Below are 18,839 nucleotides of genomic sequence, written 5' to 3'. Positions count from 1 at the left end.
AATGGCTCCTGTTTGATGCTCGGGGTGCGGCTACTGTTGGGCCGTTTTTTGATGCTGGAATACTAGCTTCCCACAGGGTGCGGCTTCCCGGGGAACGGGGGTACCCTGGCCGGCTTCCACTGCCCTGCGTTCCCGCTCCAAATCACTGAGCGACAGGCGGTAGACGCTCACGTGGCCGGGCAACTCAACGGGACCTGCGGAACCCTGCCGCCTGAGCAGCGCTTCGGCTGCTTGGAGCCGCCCGTACCCGGGCTGTTGACCCCCGACGTCGGCAGCGGCCTTGGCGATGACACGGAACCTGAGCGCCGGGGCCAGATCCCGGACGGCGTCCTCGGGAAGCTGCACGCCGCCGTCCCGCCGCTCCACCAGGGACAGGTAGGTCTGCCCGGCGAGGTCGTCCAGGAAGTCGGCGTCCTGCTGCAGGATCGCGGCGGTGCGTGCCAGGGATTCAGCGACTCCCGGGCCGAGCTTTTCTTCCAGCACCGGCATCACTTCACCACGGGTCCTGGACCTCGCGAAAGAGGGGTCGCTATTGCTGGGATCATGCCAGGGATCGAGTTCCTCGACTTCACAAATTTCCAGTGTTTCAGTCCGCCGCAGCCCGAGGAAGGGTCGGAGCAGGCGGCCACGGGCCGGCCGCATCCCTGCCAGCGAACGCGTTCCGGAGCCACGGGCCAGGCCCAGGAGAACTTGCTCGGCCTGGTCGTCCAAGGTGTGGCCGAGCAGGATCGCGTCACAGCCAAGGGCATCGGCCGCGGCATTGAGCGCGGCATGGCGGGCGTCCCTCGCTGCAGCCTCAGGACCAAAGCCCGTGGACGTGACATCCACTGTCAACACTTCGACAGGCGACAGGCCCAGGTCACGCAGGACCGCTGCCGTCCGGGATGCGACGTCGGCTGAGCCGGGCTGCAATTGATGGTCAACCACGGCTGCCCCCACGGACACAGGATGCCCGTCCACATGGCCGCGCCGGGCAAAGTATGCAGCAACCGCAGCCAGAGCAAGGGAATCCGGACCGCCGCTGCAGGCCACCAGGACGCGCGCGGGGTAGCCGGCGTCGGCCAGGGCGTTCTGCACCTGCTTGCGCGCCTTGCCGATGACAGGCGCAAGGCGACCGGGCCGCCGTCGACCCTTAAGGGGCGGGGCGTCGCCGGAGGTGGGGGAAGGACTCAAAGTCCCATCCGCTCAAGCCACTGCCGGGAGTTGTGGATTTCGTCCTCCGTGGGGAGGTTCTCCGCCGCATCCCACACCCTGTTGAAGCCGTCCATGCCTGCCACGGCCACGACCTCGCGCACGAACTTGGCGCCATCGGTGTACTGCCGCATCTTGGCATCGAGGCCCAGGATGTTCCGGATGAACTTCTCCACGATGCCGCGGTCCTTCCCGCGATCGTTGAAGCGCTGGCGGATGGTTTTGACGGACGGCACGATGCTCGAGTCCACGGCATCCATCACCACGTTGGCATGCCCCTCCAAGAGGCTCATGACGGCGGTGATGTGCGAAATGGAGGCCTTTTCCTCCGGATCCTGCAGGAGGTCAAGGATGGCACCGCGGCCGGGCACGTTTCCCGTGGCGGAGCGGTCGCGCAACGACTTGGCCACCGCGCTGGCCCGCTCGACCAAGGTGTCCATGTTGCCCAGCAGGTGTCCGCTCAGCTTTTCGATCTCCTCCAGCATGTGGTGGCGGAGCCATGGAGCGGCGGCAAACTGCACGCGGTGGGTTTGCTCGTGGAGGCACACCCACAGCCGGAAGTCGTCCGGATGCACGTTGAGCTCGCGCTCCACGGAGATGATGTTGGGTGCGACCAGGAGCAACCTGCCCGCCGGTGGAACGTTGGCTGCCGGCGATAGCGCTGCGAAGGGGTCGTATTGGCCCAAAACCTTGCTGGACAGGAAAGCCAGGACGGCGCCCAGCTGGCTGCCGGTAATGGCTCCGCCTGCAGCGGCTGCGGCCGGGGTCATGGAGAGGCCGCTGCGGCTCTCCAGCATCTTCTTCAGCGCAGGTTGCAGCATCACGGCGAAGCTTTGGCTGTTGGCCTTGGACCAGGAAGCCCTGTCCACCACCAGCACATGGGAGTCGCGCAGGTCCTTGGCCGCATCCAGTCCGGTGATGTCATGGACGTGGGGCACGGAAATATCAGCATTGAAGCGGAGGTTCTCCACCGCCTTGCCGATCTCCCCGGCGCTCAAGGCAGGGCCGGGAGGGGCCAGCCGCGCAGCCGTGGACGCGGCCAGGTCCCAGTTGATCAGGGACTGGGCCCCTGCTGACGAATCTTGGGCAGATGACACCATAAGGTCCATCACACCACACGGCACAGACAGAGTGCGCTTAAGTTCGCTCCACGCGGAGCTTCCGTGGCACGCTGAGCCTCGCCCGGCACGCGGAGCCTCGGTGGCGCGCTGAGCCTCGCCCGGCACGGCTGAGCCTCGGCGGCACGCGAAGCCTCGCCCGGCACGGCTGGGCCTCGGCGGCGCGGCGGAGCCCCAGCGGCACAGCCAAGCCTCGCCGACGCACCTCAGCCCCGGCACCCGCAGGCGGCCAGGACGGACGCGGACCTGTCCATGGCCACCTTGTTTCCTCCGGCACCCGGTTCAAGGCCATTGCCGATGAAGGAAAAAACCAGCAACCTGCCGTCGGCGTCCACAACGTATCCGCTCAATGCGATCACTGTATTAAGGGTGCCGGTCTTGGCCCGGACCAGGCCCGCGCCGCCTGCGGTACCGGCCTCGACGTACCTGTCGTCAAGGGTTCCGGTCAGTCCGGCGATCGGAAAACCGTCCAAAGCGGTGCGCAGCGCAGGATCGGGGCCGCTGGTGATGGCGCGGACAACCTCGGCGAACTGCCGGGCGCTGACCTGGTTTCCCAGGGCAAGCCCGGAAACGTCTGCCAACTCCATCGCGTCCGTGGCGAGGCCCAACTCCCCCAGCCTTTGCCGCACGGCCGCTGTGGCGCCGTCGTACGTTGCTTCCTTGCCCGACGCCTTGGCGGTCATCCGCCCCAAAGCCTCCGCCAGGAAGTTGTCCGAGGATTCCAGCATGAGGTCCACTTGGTCGCTCACGGTGGCTGACTCGGCGGCGGCCAACACATTGGCGGGGATGCCTTTGCCGCGCTCGACGCCGGGACGCACCTCAATCCCGGCCGCCGCCAACCGCCGGGCGAAGGCCTCCGCGGCGGTGGCGGCCGCATCCTGGGGCCTGGGCCCCGTGGTGACGCCGGGTGCATAGCGGCCCGAGTTCAAGGCCAGCGGGAACAGCGGTGCGGTTTCACCGGCGGCGACGTCGTCCAGGCTCCATGCCGGGTTCAAGGGCGGGCCGGAAAAGAGCGAATCGTCCACTGTGACGGTGACCGGCCCCTTCACACCCGCAGCGGTCAGTTTCGCCGCGGTCTCCTTTGCCAACGACGCAAGACCTGCATGACCCATGACAGCTGCCGGGTCCGAGTCCCCCGCTCCGAGCAGCACGTCCCCTCCGCCGGTGAGGACCACCGTGGAGGGATCGTCCGTGGCCAGGACGCGGGTAGTGAACCGGGCCTCCGGGCCCATCGCTTTCAGGACGGCGACGGCGGTGAGCAGCTTCATGTTCGACGCCGGGATGCGGGCGGCGCCGGCCGCGCGGTCGAAGAGGACGTCGCCGCTGGAGGCATCCATGACCACCGCGCTGATGTCGCCGGGGCCGTCAGGCCGAAGGGTTTGGTTCAGCAGCCGGGCAACCTCCCCGGGCACCGGCACGGGAGCTTCACCGTCAAGGGGAAGTACTGCCTTGGTATCCGAAAGGCGGTCAGGCAGTTGCTGCCATGCCGGCACCGCAGGCGCTGCTTTGGGTGCGCTGAACAGGTGGGGAGCCATCCCGGCAACCACCGTGGCGCCCAGGAGCAGGAGGACCAGCAGCAACAGCAACGGCCATCTGGAGCGGGCCCAGAACGCCGAAAACCGCGAGCGGGCAGATCCGTCTTTAACGCCCATCATGGAAGTTGCTTGGTCCTGTCAGTCCTGAAATGTCCCCGCCGGTTCAAGAAACCCGGGCCTCTCGCTATATCCTCAATAGTAGTCGGCGGCGTCGGCTTACTTTTGCCTGCCGCCAGCCCCGGGCTGAGCAGCCTGCCCAGGCACCGTCACCCGTGGCGGCCACCGCTTCGGCGGAGCAACGCCCCACCCACACCCGTCAAGGAGCATTCCATGAAGCACGACGTGACCATCGAGATCCCCAAGGGATCACGCGTCAAGTACGAAGTCGACCACGAGACCGGCCGCGTCCGCCTGGACCGCGTCCTCTTCACCTCCATGCAGTACCCCACGCACTACGGCTTCTTCGAGAACACCCTGGGCGAAGACGGCGACCCGTTGGATGCACTGGTGCTCCTTCAGGACTTCGACCTTCACCCCGGCGTGATCGTTGAGTCCCGCCCGATCGGTGTCTTCAACATGACCGACGACGGCGGCGGAGACGCCAAGGTCCTCTGCGTTCCTGCCGACGCCCGCTTTGACCACATCCAGGAAGTCAGCGACGTCAGCGAATTCCTCATCAAGGAAATTGAGCACTTCTTCACCCGTTACAAGGACCTTGAGCCTGGCAAGTGGGTCAAGGCCGAGGGCTGGGGCGACCGCGCTGCTGCCGAAGCCGAGCTGGAAGCTTCCATCAAGCGCTTCTCCGCCGAAGGCCACTAGCCTCTCTCCCCAACTGGGTCGCAGCTGAGCACGTTTTGGACGTTCAAAACGCGCACAAATGCGACCCAGTTGGGTGACGACGGCGGGTGGTGCGGTTCCGTACGGGACGGCACCACCCGCCGTCGTGCTTTAAGCAGCGTTGGCGCACATGGGCATGTCTCCCCATCGCGGCTCCTTGCAGCTCCGCCTAGGCTGGTACGAGACTTTTCGATGCTTACAGGGGGTTCCATATGGCTGGGTTCTACGGCGCGGACATCGCGCAGCTCCGCAGTCTTGCAGGGGTCATGGGCAAGGCTGCCGATGCCATCAACCTGCAGAGCACGCAGCTGTCCAACGCCATCAACTCCACCACCGCGTGGCAGGGCCGCGATGCCACCGTCTTCAAGAGCGACTGGAACAGCCAGCACCGGCAAAGCCTGGTCAAGGCTGCCAACATGCTGCGGGAGAACGCCAGCCAGCTGAAGAAGCACGCCAACCAGCAGGAGTTCGCCAGCCACAACGACGGCTCGGGCACTTCCGTGGGCGTGCTCAAGGACGTCTACGACACGGGCCTGGGCGTCAAGGACCTCGCCGCCCAGCTGTGGACGGCGTACAAGTACGGCAAGCTTGGCCACGCCGAATGGGTCAAGACGCGCGAAGTCCTGACCAACTGGCGGGCCGGCGGCACAGTGATCCGGGACGCGCTGACCGCACTGCGGAACGGTGAGAAGGTCACCGACGTCCTCACGGACCTCAAGGCCAACATTCCCTACAGCCAGGCCTTCCAGGATGCGAGCAAGTTCTCCAAGGGCCTGCGCATCGCCGGCGCACTGGCGGCTCCGCTGAACATCGTGGGCGGCATCAGCGACATGATCAACCCCGAACACGACGGCTGGCGCGGTACGGGCGACCGGATCGCCGGCGGACTTTCCGTGGTGGGCGGTGTGGGCAGCATCATGCTGATGACCGCAGGCGGCGCAGCCCTGCTCGGTCCCATCGGCGCCCCGATCGTGATCGGCGCGGGAATCGTTGCCGGCGCCTGGGCCTTGGGCAACCTGGTAGCGGACAACTGGGATTCCATCACCAACTTTGCGCGCAACCCCGGCAGCTACATTGCCGACGGCGCCCGGGAGGTGGCCGACTTTACCAAGGACGTAGGCAGTAAGGTGGCAGACGGGGTCAGTGACGCCGCCAAGTCAGTCGGAAACTTTGTCGGAGGGATATTCGGATGACCACCAGCACCATGAAATGGACTGCGCGGGACATTGAGGCTGCCGCGAAAGTGCTTGCCTCTGCCAGCGCCACCGGAGCCGCACTGCCAACCCTGACGGACGAGGAAGTCGTGGCGCTGGACGGCGTGCAGCATGAACAGATCGTCGCACTCCCCTGGCTTTCCACGCAGGATGCCAGCAAGGAACTCATGTGCGCCGTGGCCCTCCGCGGCCTGCTGGCCAAGGAACTGGTCTACCCCGTGATCTTCGAGGGCGAAACGGAGCCCAGCAGGCTTCATGCGACCGAGGAAATCACCGGCGCCCTGACGCTCCGCCGCAGTGGCAGCAGCGTGGTGTCCGTGGAGCGGACGGTCTCAACAGGCAAGCGGTGGCTTTACGGCTACCTCCACGACGACGGCGTGCTGCTGGAAGAAGTGGACGAGGGCGGCCTGCACGGCTTCACCGTCGTCACCCGGGACCAACTGGTGCCGCGCCTGGCCGAATTCGTTGATCCCAACCAGGCTGCATCCCGCGACTCGGACCCCGTGGAATATACGGAGTCGGAATTCGAACAACACGCCGCAACCGCCTTGGCCGACACCCAGGCGGCCAGCAACGTGGTGGCCTTCAACGCCGACACCAACGACTTCCCGACCCTCACCGTGTACACCGGCCCGTCCGGCGTCCACGTCCTCACGCCCCTCGTCCAAGGTTCGCCGGAAGGCCAGGGTTCGCCGGAACAGGGCGGTTCTGTCAGGCTTGAAGTAAAGGAAACGTCCGCGTCCGGCCTCGCCGCAGTCCTGGGTGGACTCGCGGGCCTGTCCTGACGCCGCCCTCCCAGCCGTCCAACCGCCGTCGAGCTGAAAGCCACGCATGAGCAACCCGAAGTCAGAATCCGCCACCGGCCTGGTTGACGCCGTCAACGGACGGAAAGTCCGCCGCCACACCCAAACCGGCGCCTACTACGTGAAGGCGTCCGGTGCGGCCCACTTCTGGGGGCGCGTGTTGGATGCCGTGGTGTTCCTCGCGGCCTATTCGGTGCTCGCCGTGGTGCTGGCCGTTGTTCGGAACTCGATGATGAACAACGGCTCTGCGGCCGCTTACAACGACGGCCTGTGGCTCGCCCTCTACGTGATCCTCTGGTTTGTGGCGCTCCTGGCCTACGGCATGGTGTGGGGCACCGTGGGCAGCGTTGGGGACGCAGCTGCTGGAATGCGCTCCGTCAGGATCAAGGACGGCACGACGGCGGGCGCCTGGCTCGGCGGTTGGCGGGCCATCTGCTGGTCCTTCTTCCCGTTCTTCGTGGTCATGGTGATCGCCTCCGCACTGACCGGCGGCTCGGGCGACACCTGGGACCCCAAGTTCGCCGCAATGGATCGCCGTTCCGGAACGGCGCAAGGCGTGCAGCCGGTACCGGATCCCAAGGCCGTGGCAGCCCAACAGGCTGCCGACGCCGAACGCGGGAACCTCCCGCATCTCTACAACCAGCACCCGGATGCGCGGCCGTAACTGGCTCGTCAGGGGTGCGGAACAGCGGCTCGGTCCGGAACTGGGTGAGCTGCGGTTCATTGCGTCTTCCCGGCATATCTACTGGAAGGCGCTCCTTCCATGCCTGGCGGTCGGCTTTGTTTTCGGAGTGATCGGTGAATTCATCACCCCGATCCGATCGACCCGCAATCCCGCCCATTTTTCCGACCCCGTGCTGTTCGTGGTGGCGAGCATTCTCACCGGGCTGCTGCTGTGGAGCATGAGCCTGCTGGGGAGCTTCCGAAAGCTGCTGGTGTTCCAGGGTGGCCTGGTGGCCCGCTACGCCCAGCCACGCACCACCATTGTGATCCCTTGGAAAGACATCGCGCCGGAGTCCATCAAGGCTGTCACCACTCCGGACGGCACGGACCCCGAACGGCGGCTCGTGGCAAGCAGGAAAGTGTCCTTGGGGGCCGCGGGACGCCAGGCGCTGGTCTTCAAAGCCCTCGGAAGTTATTGGATCTTCTCTACCGACGACGAACCGGCCGGACTGCTGTCGGCGGTCCAACAGAGCATGGTGGACGCAGGCGTACCCGGGGCCGGCCAGGTCATGGCAGGTGCGCTGCCCGCCGTCGCCGTAGGCACCCGTACTGCACTGGATTGAACCGTGCGGAACGCAAAGTAATACGGAAAAGAAGCCCTTGCAGAGCAGCTACCAGCCGGTAGCATGTGATCCACTATGTTCACGCTGACGATCAACCAACGCGACAGCCGCCGCGACGGCGACCTCGTGCCCCAGCTCCTGAAGGACCTGCGGCATATTCCCGCACGGCTGGACTTTGACCGCTCAGTGGAAGACGAAGTCCAGGGCATCGTTGACGATGGCCACCAGGCTGTTGAAACCGCCTTGATCGCGCTGCGGACCGGCCAGTGGTATGTGGGGATCGGCGTTGGTCCCGTCAACGAACCGCTGCCTAACCTGGTCCGCGACGCATCGGGCCATGGCTTGGTGTATGCGCGGAGGGCCGTGGACCGGCTCCGGAACGGCAAGGACCGCATCCCGGTGGCTGTGGACGGCCCCTTTGCCGCCCTGGCTGCCGAAGCCGAGGCTGTCCTGCGGCTGCTTGGCCACATCGTCCAGCACCGCAGCGCGGCCGAGTGGCGGGTCCTGGACCTGTTGACCCCGGGAGTGCGGGGCCAACAGCGGGCCGTGGCCCAGGAGTTGGGCATCACGACCCAGGCTGTGAGCAAGGCCGTGGCCCGGGCCCAGTGGGTTGAGGAACACGCGGCACGCCCGGCAGCGGCACGCTTGCTGCACATGATCCTCGAGGTCCGCTAGGAACCCAAGCGGAGGAACACCCTGGCCGGCTACCCGGGACCTCCGGAACCCCGGGTAGCCGCCGTGCGGCGCCCCAAATAGCCGCCGCAAAACCGCCGTTAAGCGCCGCAAAGCCGCAGCGTGGCGGCGTCGCGCTCATCACGACGCCGCGTTGCTTCGGCCCTGCGGGGTACCCGGTTGGGGTTACTGGTTGCCCAGGTTGTCCTTGGCCGTGGAGGCACGATCCTGGACGTCTGCTGCTGCGTGCTGGCCTTCGTCCTTGACGTTGGCTGCCGCTTCGGTAGCGGTTTCCTTGACGCTCTGGACAGCTTCCTGTGCAGGCTCCTTGAGGTGCTCGGCCACTTCCTTGGCGGCGTGGCTCAGTTCCTCGGTGAGGGGCTGTGCCGCTTCCTTGACTGCCTGGGCGGCCTCGCGTTCCTTCTCCGACGGCGGGATCAGCGCCGAGACCAGCAGACCCGCGCCGAAAGCAATCAAACCGGCGGCGATGGGACTGCCCTGGGCCTTGCGCGTGATTGCCTGAGGAGCGTCGCCGATGTCGGAGACGACGCCGGCCACGGCATCCTGGGCGTTGTGGGCGGCGTCGCTGGCCCGGTCGTGGACATGGCTTGCCCGGTCGTGGACGTCATCGCGTGCACCGAAGACGGCCGTCTTAATACGGTCAACCCTCCGGTGGACAATGTGCGAGGGAGTGACCTTGTCCGCCACTGCATCAACGTTGGTACTGAGCCGCCGGCGCGTTTCTTCGATATCGGCGCGCAGGGCATCGGGGTTCTGCGTCATCGTGTCTCCTCAGTATTCGGTTTGAAGGTTGGAGGTATTTCCTTGACTGTCTCAGCGGTGCGCGGCAGTCCTTTGATGTTGTTCAGTTCCTTGCGGCCCATGCTGGCCAGGACTGCGGCAATGATTCCCCAGATGACCGCCACGATCACGGCGGACCATCCCAGGCCGACGAGCTGGCCCAGCGCCCACCACAGGGCGATGGACAGGAACAGGACGGTGATGTGTCCGGCCCAGGCGGCACCGGCCAGCATGCCGGCACCTTTTCCTGCCTTGGTGGCACTGTCCTTCAACTCGACCTTCGCCAGTTCCACTTCCTGGCGCATCAGCGTTGAGACGTCGCGGGTCAGGTCGCTGAGCAACTCGCCCAACGGAACGGATTCAGCTTTCGCGTGGGCCTCCGTAGGAGGAAGGTCGGCGGGACTGCTCATCGGGAACCTCCATACTGGGGGTCATCGGGATCGAGCGGTCCAGCCAGCGGATCACCCTGTGCCTTGACCCCGCCGGCGTCCGTCTCCGGGTAGGGTGCGGTGGACCCGTCCAGTCCGCCCGTGGTGCCCGCACCGTAGCCGGTGGTGGTTGCTGCGCCGTAGCCGGCGTTGGTTCCGTAGCCCGCGGTGGTGGCCTCCGGGCCGGGGAGATCAACCGGCGGCGGTGTCACAGCCGAACGCGAGGTGGGGTAGTACTCGGCACGGGGCGTGGTGGGGGCAGTACCGGTCGATGCGTCTTCGGAGGCGGCACCGGCCATTCCGCGGCCGAGCCTTCCGGCGAGGACACCCGCACCTGCTGCGATCAGGAGAAAGGCACCCGGCTTGCGGCGGGCGAAGCTCTTGACCTCATCCAGGAGCGAACCCGGATCACGGTTTTCCAGCCACTGGGCTACCGAGGAGGAACGCTGTGCTGCCTGCTGCACAAGGTCGGAGGCAACCCCGCCCTGCGTGGAAGCGTTGGCCATGGTGGACAGCTCGTCGGAGATGGACCGGAGTCCCTCGGCGACCCGCTGCTGCTGCGTTGCGGCCTGGTCGGTCAGCTCACCCTTGGTTTGGTGGAGCAGTTGCCGTGCATTCAGCTTGACCTCCTGGGCCACATGCGAGGCCTCGGTCTTTGCCGTATCCACGACGCCGCCGGCAGCATCTTTTGCTGCACCGGCTACACCAGCGGCTTCCTGCTTGGCGGTCTCGACCTTGCCCGATGATTCGGTGCCGCCGGTGGTACCCGTGGTTCCGGTGTACGTGGTTTCGGTGTCGACCGGCGCGTCGAGGTAGCTTCCGGAGTATGGCTCGGTCCCTGCGGGGACTCCAGTTCGTGGCGCCGCGAAGCTTCCGTCCTGCGGCGATTGGCTCTCAGTCATTGTCGCTCTCTTTCCACAGTTGGCAGGCTGCGGACAGCAGCCGGGATAGTAAGTATCGTTACTATCAAATGGGTGTGTACCCCCTTGTCCCGGCTTCAATCACACATATTTTCAAAAGTTCCCGGGCCCGACCGGGGGTTCGACAGGTCGGAGGCAACGTGCCTACGTTGGAACAATGAGCCATAAGCCCATCAGTGGGCGGCTGATCCCCGCTCTGCAAAAAACCGTGACCCGCCAGCGGCTGCTTTTCGCCGCCAAAACAGCGATCGCCGCCGGCCTGGCCTGGTACCTGGCCCCCTTCATGCCGGGCCCCGCGGCGGCCTACCCGTACTATGCCCCGCTGGGCGCCCTGGTGAGCATGCACCCCACCGTGGCCGACTCCGCCAAGCGCGGGCTGCAGAGCCTGTTGGGCCTGGCGCTGGGGATTGCCATGGCCTTTGCCGTGACGACGGTAGCCAGTCCTACGTCCTGGGCCGTGGCCCTGGTGGTGGGCCTGGGCGTCATCATCGGTGGCCTGCCCCGCCTGGGTTCGGCCTCGGAGTGGGTCCCCATGGCCGCCTTGTTCGTGCTGGTCCTCGGCGATTCCAATGCCCAGGGCTTCTCCTTCGCCTATGTGCTCCAAATGGCCATGGGAGTCGCCGTGGGATTCGCCGTCAACTGGCTGGTGTTCCCACCGCTCCACCTGGACGACATCGATCCCGCACTGGCCGGACACCAACGGGCCCTCTCCCGGCAGCTCAGCGACATGGCGCGCGCCATGCAGGAGTCCTGGCCACCCGACCATGAGGCCTGGGCAAGCCGCAGCGGCGAACTGGACGCAACCGCGGCAAACGTGCGGACCGCCGTCCACCAAGCGGAATTGAGCGCAAAAGCGAACCCCAGGTCCCGGCGTCGTCCTGGCCGTATCCCTGGTGCGCTGGCCGGAATGCGGACGGTGGAGCGCCTGACGTTCCACGTGCAGGACATTACGGACGTCCTCCAAAGCGTGATCTGGGAAGAGGACGCCGGGACCGTGATTCCGGACAGCGTCCTGGCCAATCTGTCCGAGGCCTTGGAAGCTGCGTCGGGGATGATCGATGAGTGGCGGACAGGTGATGCGGAGAAACGGAACGCCCGCTTGGATGAGGCCAGGGATAGGGTGGCGGCCCTCGGCGAGGCGATCAACGAAGCCGCAGCGGGACAGGCCTCAGTGAATGCGGCAGCTTCCGTGGCCATGAGTATCCGGCGGATGATTACCGCGGTGGCCACAGCCGGTTGAGTGGCCACCTGGGTGCGGACCCATCAGCGTGGCGTCAGCGGCGGCGAAGCCTTCCGCCCCTTCCCCGCACCCAGGCCGTCCAGGATTTCGGTCAATGCCTCCAGCGAGGACTTGTGCGGCATCCAACCCAGCAACCCGTGCGCCCTGCCGGTGTCCATCACCGGCGCGCCCGCCGCCATGTCCACCCACCCCGGGTCCGTCACCTGCAGGCGGAGCCGCCAGGAAAGATCGACGACGGCGCGAAGCACCGGAAGCGGCAATGGCAGCAGCCGCCGGGCTTTGAAGATCCACGCCAGCGCATTCGGATCCAGTACCGGTTCCGCGGCGATATTGAACGCTCCCTCGGCGCGCTGGTCGAGGACGCGCCAGTAGGCATCGGCGACGTCGTCCGAGTGGACTGCCTGGAACACAAGCTCCTTTGGAACAGGTAGTACGGGCAGCCAGGGTTTGCGGGGAATGAGCCGCGGAAGGACCCTCCCCAGGAAGTACCGGCCTACCTCGCTGCCGGCCTCGGAACTGAAGATCAGCGCAGGGCGGAGCCGGGCCACCACAATGTCCGGATTCTCCTTGGCAAAGCTGTCCAGGAGCCGTTCCTGGGCGGCCTTGTCCACGCTGTAGTGTGAGCCTTTCACCCCGCCGGCCGGCCAGCCTTCCTTGGTCCGCTGGTCCTTGGGTGCCGGAGAGTAGGCGCCCACTGACGAGGCGCACACGACATGCCTGACCCCCGCGTGGCGCGCTGCCCCCAGGACATGGGCCGTGCCCGCCACGTTGGTGCGGCGAAGGAGCTCGCGGTTGTGGTTTGGCTGGATCTGCCAGGCAAGGTGCACCACGGCATCTGCCCCTGCCATGGCCTGTTCCAGTGCCCCACGGTCCTGGTAGTGGCCAACGTCCAGCGTGTGCCACTCCACGCCCTTGTAGGGGGCGGCATTCCGGTCAGGTTCACGACGGGCAATGCCCACGAGTTCAAGGTCCGCGCCTTCCTCCGTCCGCGCCTTCTGGAGCCGTTTGAGCAGTGCAGTGCCGGCGTTGCCGGTGGCACCGGTAATGACGATCCGCATCTGGTTCCCCTTGAGGTTGGGACTTAGTCGGTGGGAGTGTCGCCCGTGGAGCGGATGCGTTCCAGGACGGCGGTGGTGGAGTGTTCGGGCACGTAGTCCAGGATGGTCACGGTGCCGCCGTATCGTTCCACGGCTTCCGTCTCCGCCAGCATTTCCGGCGTGTAGTCGCCGCCCTTGGCGTAGACGTCCGGCTCCAGCAGCTCAATCAGGGGGATCGGCGTCGGAGTGTCAAAGACGGTCACGTGGTCAACGCAGCTCAGCGCCGCGATTACTGCGGCACGGTCTGCCTCGTGGTTGACGGGTCGGTCGGGGCCCTTGAGCTTGCGGACGGAGGAGTCACTGTTGAGCGCCACCACCAGCACGTCGCCCAGTTGCTTGGCCTGGTTGAGGTACCGGGTGTGCCCGCGGTGCAGGACATCGAAACATCCATTGGTAAGGACGATTCTTTGGCCCTCCCGGCGGTGCGCCTCGATCTGCCGTGCAAGTTCATCTGCCGACAGGGCGGTATCCGCGAATCCGCCCAGGTGCCGGGCGAGTTCCTCCGTGCTGCACACGGAGGTGCCGGGCCGGTGGACCACTACGTCCGCGGCGGCCTGCGCGAGATCCACGCTGGTGGTCAGGGGCAGTCCCGCTGCCCGGGCCAGCGTCAGCGCCGCCACGAACGTATCGCCGGCACCGGATGCCTGCTTTTCGGCCTCGGGCCTGGCCCAGGTCCGGTGATGCGGGGGCAGGTTGCCGCTTTCGCCGGAGCGCAGGGTCAACGTGCCCTCCCTGTCGAGGGTAACGACGACGGCGGCGGCACCGGAGGCGCGAAGGAGCTGTTCCGCGTGGGCTTCCACAAAGGGGCACCGCGCGGCACCGCCGGGAAATTCCGCACCCAGGAGGGTGGCAGCTTCCATGGCATTGGGGGTGGCCAGGTCCGGGCGCAGTTCGGCCCAGCGGGCGGGATGGTGCGCATCCACCACCAGCAGGTTCCGCTGCTGCTCGGGACCAAGCGCGGCGAGCAACGCGGACCGGACCGGCCCGTCCAGGGTTCCGGCCTCGTAATCGCACAGGACCACGGCCTCCGCACCGGCCACTGCTGCGGGGATGGCACCTGCCAGCCCCCAGAGTCCGGCATCCGGCACCTCGGCCGCGGCGTCGTCCAAGCGCAGCATCACCTGCCCTCCACTGCTGACGCGGAACTTGGTGGTGGTGGTCATGTCAGGATGCGACACCACACCGGACACGTCCACTCCCGCGTCCGCCATCCGGTCCCTGAGCCGCTGGCCCGCATCGTCCTCCCCCACCAGGGAAACGAACCTGACCCGGGCGCCCAGCGCGGCAAGGTTCATGGCGGTATTGGCAGCCCCGCCAGGTGCGTACTCGCGGCGCTGCACCTGAACCACCGGCGCAGGAGCCTCGCGGCAAAAACGCTCGATCAGCCCCTCCCACCAGCCGTCCAGAATGGCATCGCCAATGACCGTGATGACGGGGCGTTCCTCGGCCAGGCGGCGGGGCAGCCACTCAGCCAAACCTTCTTGATTGGATAGGCGAACCATGGGGTACCTTCCGGTAGAGGCGGCATGTTCCTGTTCCCCTCAGGTACCCCGCGGTCCGGGCTTCACACGCCGCGCCGGAAGTTTTCCAGCACCCCCCCACGAAGGGAAATACTCATGGTCGTTCCCCCGCCTGCAGGCACCAACAACGGGATGCAAGCAGCCCGCCCGGCCGGATCCGCCCGCAGCGTGGGCCAGGGTGTTGGGCCGGTGCTGGAAAAGTTCACGGGAGTCGAACGGATCGCTGTTTTGCGGGGCGGCGGCCTGGGCGACCTGATCTACACCTACCCTGCGTTGTACGCCCTCAAGGCGGCCTACCCCACCGCTACCATCACACTCCTGGGCACACCGATCCACGCCGCCCTGGCTGCCGCCACGGATGGTCCCATAGATGCTGTGGAACTGCTCCCGTTCGCCGAGGGCGTGCGTGACGGTGGATCCGGAAATACCGAAGAGGACGAGCAGGCCGTGGAGGATTTCTTCGCTTCCATGCGCGCCAGGAAGTTCGACCTTGCACTGCAGATGCACGGCGGGGGCAGGTACTCCAACCCCTTCGTCCTCAGGCTCGGCGCCCGGCATACCGCAGGCACCCGCACCAAGGACGCCCGGTTCCTCGAGCGGAACCTGGACTACGTCTACTACCAGAACGAACCCGACCGTTGGCTGGAGACAGCGGGCCTGGCCGGGGCGCCCACCATCATCCCGCCGTTGCTGCAGGCCCGGGACGAGCACCGCCGGAACACCGCAACCCTACGGAACCCGGACCGGGCCTCCCTCGTGGTGGTCCACCCGGGTGCCACCGATCCCAGAAGGCGATGGCCGGCGTCGTACTTCACCGAGGCCGTAGTGGGAATAGCGCTGGAAGGAGCACAGGTCCTGGTGGTCGGCGACCGCTCGGAGAAGGCCCTGGCCCAGGAAGTGGCGGAATGCGCCGCGGCCAAACTGCCGGCCGAACACCGTGACGCCGTTCGGTCCGTGGCCGGTGAGCTGGAGATCGGGGAGCTTGCAGCGCTCCTGGAATCGGCCACGGTGATGCTGGCCAGCGACAGCGGCCCCCGCCACCTGGCCCAGGCCCTCGGCACGCCCACGGTGGGGATTTTCTGGGTCGGCAATGTCTTCAATGCAGGCGCCCGGGGTCGCAGCCAGCACCGCATCCACATGTCCTGGGTGACGGAGTGCCCCGTCTGCGGTGCTGACGTCACCCAGGTCGGCTGGACCGCACCGCACTGCGGCCACGACGACACCCTCATCAGGGGCATCGCCGTGGCCGACGTTGTTCAGGATGTGCTGGACCTTACGGCCACGAGCCTTCTTCTGCAGGAGTGATCAGAAGTTCGCGGACCTCGCTGCCGAAAGGCTGCGACAACGCGAACACCACTGCCTGGGCCACATTTGCCGGATCGTTGAGTTTGGAGTCGTCCTGCGGCTTGTACTGTTCGTCACGGTCGTCGAAGAAGTGGGTCTTCATGCCGCCCGGGATGATGGTGGTCACGCCGATGACGCCGCCGGTTTCCGCGGCGAGCGCCCGGCTGAAGCCGATCACGCCGAATTTGGAGGCACAGTAGGCCGTGGCATCCGGCAGGGCCCTGAGGCCCAGGGTGGAGGCGATGGTGATGGCCCGGCCACGGGATTCCTTCAGGTACGGCAACGCGGCGCGGATGGTGGAAACGGTGCCCAGGAGGTTCACTCCGATGACTTTCTCCCACTCTTCCGCCGGGACGTCGCCCAGCTTGCCGCACCTGTCGATGCCCGCTGCCGTCACCACGCCGTCCAGGCCGCCCAGGCTTTCTGCGGCTTCCTTGACGGCGGCTTCCACGGATTCGCGGTTGGCCACATCCACCTCGAACGCCTTGGCGCCGGAGACGTTGCTGATGTTCCGGTCGAAGACCACCGGGGTGCCGCCGGCATTGCTGATGGCCTCCACGATTGCTGCGCCAAGGCCGGAGCCGCCTCCAGTAACGATGACGCGGCCAGGGGTTTGCGTGTTCATGCGGTTCCTTTCGTTGGTCGGTTCTCTGCAGGAGCAGGTTCGGTTCAGCCCACTTTGGCCAGGGCTGCCGCCAGGCCGCTGGTGGAGCGCGCCGGGTGGAAGGGCACTGTGACGCAACGCCCTCCCCAGCCCGCCACCAGGCGGGCTTCCGGCAAATCTTCGGGTTCGTAGTCGCCGCCCTTGACCCAGATGTCGGGCCGCAGGAGGTCGAGGCAGGCTTCCGGGGTGTCCTCGCCGAAGATCACCACGGCATCCACGCAGGACAACGCGAGCAGCAGTTCCGCCCGGTCTTCCTGGCTGACGATCGGCCGGTGCAGGCCCTTCAGCCGCCGGACGGACTCGTCCGAGTTCAGGCACACCACCAGGCAGTCCCCCATGCTGCGCGCCGCAGCCAGCGTGCGGGCATGCCCGGCATGCAGCAGGTCGAAGCATCCTCCGGTGGCTACCACCGTGCCGCCACTCCTGCGGACCGACGCAGCCAGTTGGATACCATCAGGCTCCAGCCCCATCGCATGGCCGCTGGGCAGGCCCAGGCCTTTGAGCTCGACGACGGCGCGCTCCCCATCGCCGGAGGGCCTCTTGCGCACTGCGGCAGGTGCGTCACCCACCGCCGATACCAGGGCAGCTGCCCCGCCGGCTCCCAGAAATGCCGAGGCGTCCTCCACGGCGCGGGCGGCGGCCACGGGCAGTGCCCGACCGCGGCCGAGGTGCACGGCCAGGCTTCCGGCCAGCCGGTCCCCGGCGCCGCAGGGATCCGTGACCGAAGTTTTCGGCGCGGGTATCTCCACCGCATCGGCCGCAGCCTGGAGGAGCACGGCGCCTTCCTCGCCTCTGGTCACCAGCACTGCCTCGCTCCGCCAGTGCTCCTGCAAGTGCCGCCCGGCCTCCATGGGACCGGCACCGGACGCGTCCAGTCCTGCCGCTTTGGCCACGGCCATTGCCTCGGAAAGGTTGGGAGTCACGACGGCGACACCGGGCACGGGCGCGGAACCGGACGGGTGGGGGTCCCACACCACCGGGACACGCCGCGCTGCTTCCGACAGTGCGGCGCGGATGTCCGGATTGGCGGTGATGCCCCGGCCGTAATCGGCCACTACGATCGCGCCGGCAGATGCTATGGCAGCCACCATCTCCCGCGTACAGGCGGGGGTGGGGGCCGGCGCGCAGCCTTCATCGAAGCGCACCATCGGGTGTGATCCGATCCGCACCCGCGTCTTGGTGGGCGTCGGGGCAAGCGGCTCTCCGGCGAGCACGGTGATACCGGACAGGGCACGCCTGAGGTGGCTTGCGCCGTCGTCGTCCGCTACCGCGGTGACCAGCGTGACATGGTTGCCGTCCTGCGAAAGGAGGGTAGCTACCAGGCCCGCTCCGCCTGCACGACGCCGGACGTCACCGACGTCCACCACCGGCACCGGCGCGTCGGGGCTGAGGCGGGAGGCGGTTCCGTTGATGTCCACGTCCAGGAGGACATCGCCCACGACTGTCACTTTCATGACGATGCTCCGACGCTTGGTGAAGGCCCGCTGCCCGTGCGGCGGGCGACCTCGGCATCGAAGGCACGGCATACAGCGTGGACGGCGATGAGGTGGCCTTCCTGCGCGTTCGCGGCAATCGCGTCGACCATGATGGCTTCGTCGCAGGCTTCCGAGAGGGGGTTCGGTCCGGTGCCGGTGAGCGCCCACGTGGTGATGCCGCGTTCCTTGGCGGCACGTACTGCGTTCAGGAGATTGGGGCTGCGCCCACTGGTCGAGAGCAGGATAAGGACATCGCTGGCCCGGCCGTGCGCGCGGACCTGCCTGGCGAAGACTTCGTCGTATCCGTAGTCGTTGGACAATGCGGTGACAGCCGATGACTCGGCGTGGAGCGAAATCGCGGAGAAGGGTGCCCGTTCTCCGTCGAAACGGCCCACGAGTTCGGCGGTGAGGTGCTGCGCTTCGGCGGCGGATCCGCCGTTTCCCGCTGCCAGCAGGCGCTGCCCGGCAAGGAGCCGATGGGCGAGCTCCGTCCCCCAGGCGGAGAGCCTGCCCGCCTGCGAGCGCAACGACTCGATCGCCGGGAGGACGTTGTCCAGATGCGTGGTGACTTCTTCGGTGCTGCCGGGGCCGCGAGGGTCCGGGGAACCTCCCCACCCGGCCGGTACGGTGTCCGGGATGGGCCTGCGGGCAGGCATGGGCTTGGCGGGTACGGGTTTGGCGGTCAGGGGCTTGA

19 protein-coding genes are annotated in these 18,839 nt (G+C 66.9%); 8 read left to right on the top strand and 11 right to left on the bottom strand.

The window, feature by feature from the left end; all coding sequences use genetic code 11:
• Positions 1–30: 30 nt before the first annotated feature.
• From tilS to dacB, 3 genes are all read right to left on the bottom strand, one after another.
• Positions 31–1,077 (bottom strand): tRNA lysidine(34) synthetase TilS, encoded by a 1,047-nt coding sequence (tilS, locus tag ACSVIE_RS17095; RefSeq protein WP_442424632.1) that lies wholly within the window; start codon positions 1,075–1,077, stop codon positions 31–33.
• A gap of 92 nt (positions 1,078–1,169) precedes the next feature.
• Positions 1,170–2,291, bottom strand: coding sequence for a zinc-dependent metalloprotease (locus ACSVIE_RS17090; protein WP_426005170.1), 1,122 nt, complete (start codon positions 2,289–2,291; stop codon positions 1,170–1,172).
• A 224-nt stretch (positions 2,292–2,515) separates the two neighbouring features.
• Entirely contained in the window at positions 2,516–3,961 is a 1,446-nt protein-coding gene (gene dacB / locus ACSVIE_RS17085; protein WP_442424631.1) for a D-alanyl-D-alanine carboxypeptidase/D-alanyl-D-alanine endopeptidase, read from the bottom strand.
• A gap of 213 nt (positions 3,962–4,174) precedes the next feature.
• Between dacB and ACSVIE_RS17080 the strand changes: the two genes are divergently transcribed.
• From ACSVIE_RS17080 to ACSVIE_RS17055, 6 genes are all read left to right on the top strand, one after another.
• Positions 4,175–4,663: an inorganic diphosphatase gene (locus ACSVIE_RS17080; protein WP_426005168.1), complete on the top strand. Its 489-nt coding sequence runs from the start codon at positions 4,175–4,177 to the stop codon at positions 4,661–4,663.
• 230 nt (positions 4,664–4,893) lie between these two features.
• Complete coding sequence (locus ACSVIE_RS17075) at positions 4,894–5,874, top strand: hypothetical protein (protein ID WP_426005167.1); 981 nt, start codon at positions 4,894–4,896, stop codon at positions 5,872–5,874.
• Positions 5,871–6,680 carry a hypothetical protein gene (locus ACSVIE_RS17070; protein ID WP_426005165.1) on the top strand — a complete coding sequence of 270 codons (810 nt, stop codon included), beginning with the start codon at positions 5,871–5,873 and terminating at the stop codon, positions 6,678–6,680. Before ACSVIE_RS17075 ends, ACSVIE_RS17070 begins: the two co-directional genes overlap by 4 nt.
• Before the next feature lie 46 nt (positions 6,681–6,726).
• Positions 6,727–7,362 carry a hypothetical protein gene (locus ACSVIE_RS17065; RefSeq protein WP_426005164.1) on the top strand — a complete coding sequence of 212 codons (636 nt, stop codon included), beginning with the start codon at positions 6,727–6,729 and terminating at the stop codon, positions 7,360–7,362.
• A complete protein-coding gene (locus ACSVIE_RS17060; protein WP_442424623.1) occupies positions 7,349–7,984 on the top strand; it encodes a hypothetical protein in 636 nt (211 codons plus the stop codon). Before ACSVIE_RS17065 ends, ACSVIE_RS17060 begins: the two co-directional genes overlap by 14 nt.
• A gap of 75 nt (positions 7,985–8,059) precedes the next feature.
• Entirely contained in the window at positions 8,060–8,659 is a 600-nt protein-coding gene (locus tag ACSVIE_RS17055) for a hypothetical protein (protein ID WP_426005161.1), read from the top strand.
• Between the two features lie 183 nt (positions 8,660–8,842).
• Here the strand turns inward: ACSVIE_RS17055 and ACSVIE_RS17050 are convergent, their stop codons facing one another.
• From ACSVIE_RS17050 to ACSVIE_RS17040, 3 genes are read right to left on the bottom strand one after another with little or no spacing between them, the layout of a single operon-like run.
• Positions 8,843–9,439 (bottom strand): DUF3618 domain-containing protein, encoded by a 597-nt coding sequence (locus tag ACSVIE_RS17050; protein ID WP_442424622.1) that lies wholly within the window; start codon positions 9,437–9,439, stop codon positions 8,843–8,845.
• Positions 9,436–9,867 carry a phage holin family protein gene (locus ACSVIE_RS17045; protein WP_426005157.1) on the bottom strand — a complete coding sequence of 144 codons (432 nt, stop codon included), beginning with the start codon at positions 9,865–9,867 and terminating at the stop codon, positions 9,436–9,438. The genes ACSVIE_RS17050 and ACSVIE_RS17045 overlap by 4 nt, the downstream gene beginning before the upstream one ends.
• Positions 9,864–10,787 (bottom strand): hypothetical protein, encoded by a 924-nt coding sequence (locus ACSVIE_RS17040; protein WP_442424621.1) that lies wholly within the window; start codon positions 10,785–10,787, stop codon positions 9,864–9,866. The genes ACSVIE_RS17045 and ACSVIE_RS17040 overlap by 4 nt, the downstream gene beginning before the upstream one ends.
• 175 nt (positions 10,788–10,962) lie before the next feature.
• On the opposite strand from ACSVIE_RS17040, the gene ACSVIE_RS17035 reads away from it, so the two are divergent.
• Positions 10,963–12,045, top strand: coding sequence for an FUSC family protein (locus tag ACSVIE_RS17035; protein WP_442424620.1), 1,083 nt, complete (start codon positions 10,963–10,965; stop codon positions 12,043–12,045).
• A gap of 23 nt (positions 12,046–12,068) precedes the next feature.
• Here ACSVIE_RS17035 and ACSVIE_RS17030 read toward each other — a convergent pair whose 3' ends face one another.
• Both ACSVIE_RS17030 and rfaE2 read right to left on the bottom strand, forming a co-directional pair.
• On the bottom strand, positions 12,069–13,103 hold the full coding sequence (locus ACSVIE_RS17030; protein WP_442424619.1) for an NAD-dependent epimerase/dehydratase family protein: 1,035 nt from the start codon (positions 13,101–13,103) through the stop codon (positions 12,069–12,071).
• Positions 13,104–13,126: 23 nt separating this feature from the next.
• Positions 13,127–14,644 carry a D-glycero-beta-D-manno-heptose 1-phosphate adenylyltransferase gene (gene rfaE2, locus ACSVIE_RS17025; RefSeq protein ID WP_442424618.1) on the bottom strand — a complete coding sequence of 506 codons (1,518 nt, stop codon included), beginning with the start codon at positions 14,642–14,644 and terminating at the stop codon, positions 13,127–13,129.
• 114 nt (positions 14,645–14,758) lie between these two features.
• On the opposite strand from rfaE2, the gene ACSVIE_RS17020 reads away from it, so the two are divergent.
• The gene (locus ACSVIE_RS17020; protein WP_442424617.1) at positions 14,759–15,967 is read left to right on the top strand and encodes a glycosyltransferase family 9 protein; all 1,209 of its coding nucleotides are present in this window, start codon (positions 14,759–14,761) and stop codon (positions 15,965–15,967) included.
• Here the strand turns inward: ACSVIE_RS17020 and ACSVIE_RS17015 are convergent.
• Genes ACSVIE_RS17015 through ACSVIE_RS17005 form a run of 3 tightly spaced genes read right to left on the bottom strand, consistent with a single transcriptional unit; the run spans position 15,936 to position 18,801 of the window.
• The gene (locus ACSVIE_RS17015; RefSeq protein ID WP_442424616.1) at positions 15,936–16,631 is read right to left on the bottom strand and encodes an SDR family oxidoreductase; all 696 of its coding nucleotides are present in this window, start codon (positions 16,629–16,631) and stop codon (positions 15,936–15,938) included. The genes ACSVIE_RS17020 and ACSVIE_RS17015 overlap by 32 nt on opposite strands.
• Before the next feature lie 44 nt (positions 16,632–16,675).
• Complete coding sequence (locus tag ACSVIE_RS17010; protein WP_442424615.1) at positions 16,676–18,124, bottom strand: PfkB family carbohydrate kinase; 1,449 nt, start codon at positions 18,122–18,124, stop codon at positions 16,676–16,678.
• Entirely contained in the window at positions 18,121–18,801 is a 681-nt protein-coding gene (locus ACSVIE_RS17005) for a D-sedoheptulose-7-phosphate isomerase (RefSeq protein ID WP_426007636.1), read from the bottom strand. Before ACSVIE_RS17005 ends, ACSVIE_RS17010 begins: the two co-directional genes overlap by 4 nt.
• Positions 18,802–18,839 lie beyond the last annotated feature (38 nt).

Origin of the sequence: Paenarthrobacter sp. NCHU4564, assembly GCF_052156435.1 — a bacterium.
Taxonomy (GTDB): domain Bacteria; phylum Actinomycetota; class Actinomycetes; order Actinomycetales; family Micrococcaceae; genus Arthrobacter.
The sequence above is the reverse complement of the archived record's forward strand: the minus strand, read 5'-3'. Positions and strand labels throughout refer to the sequence as shown.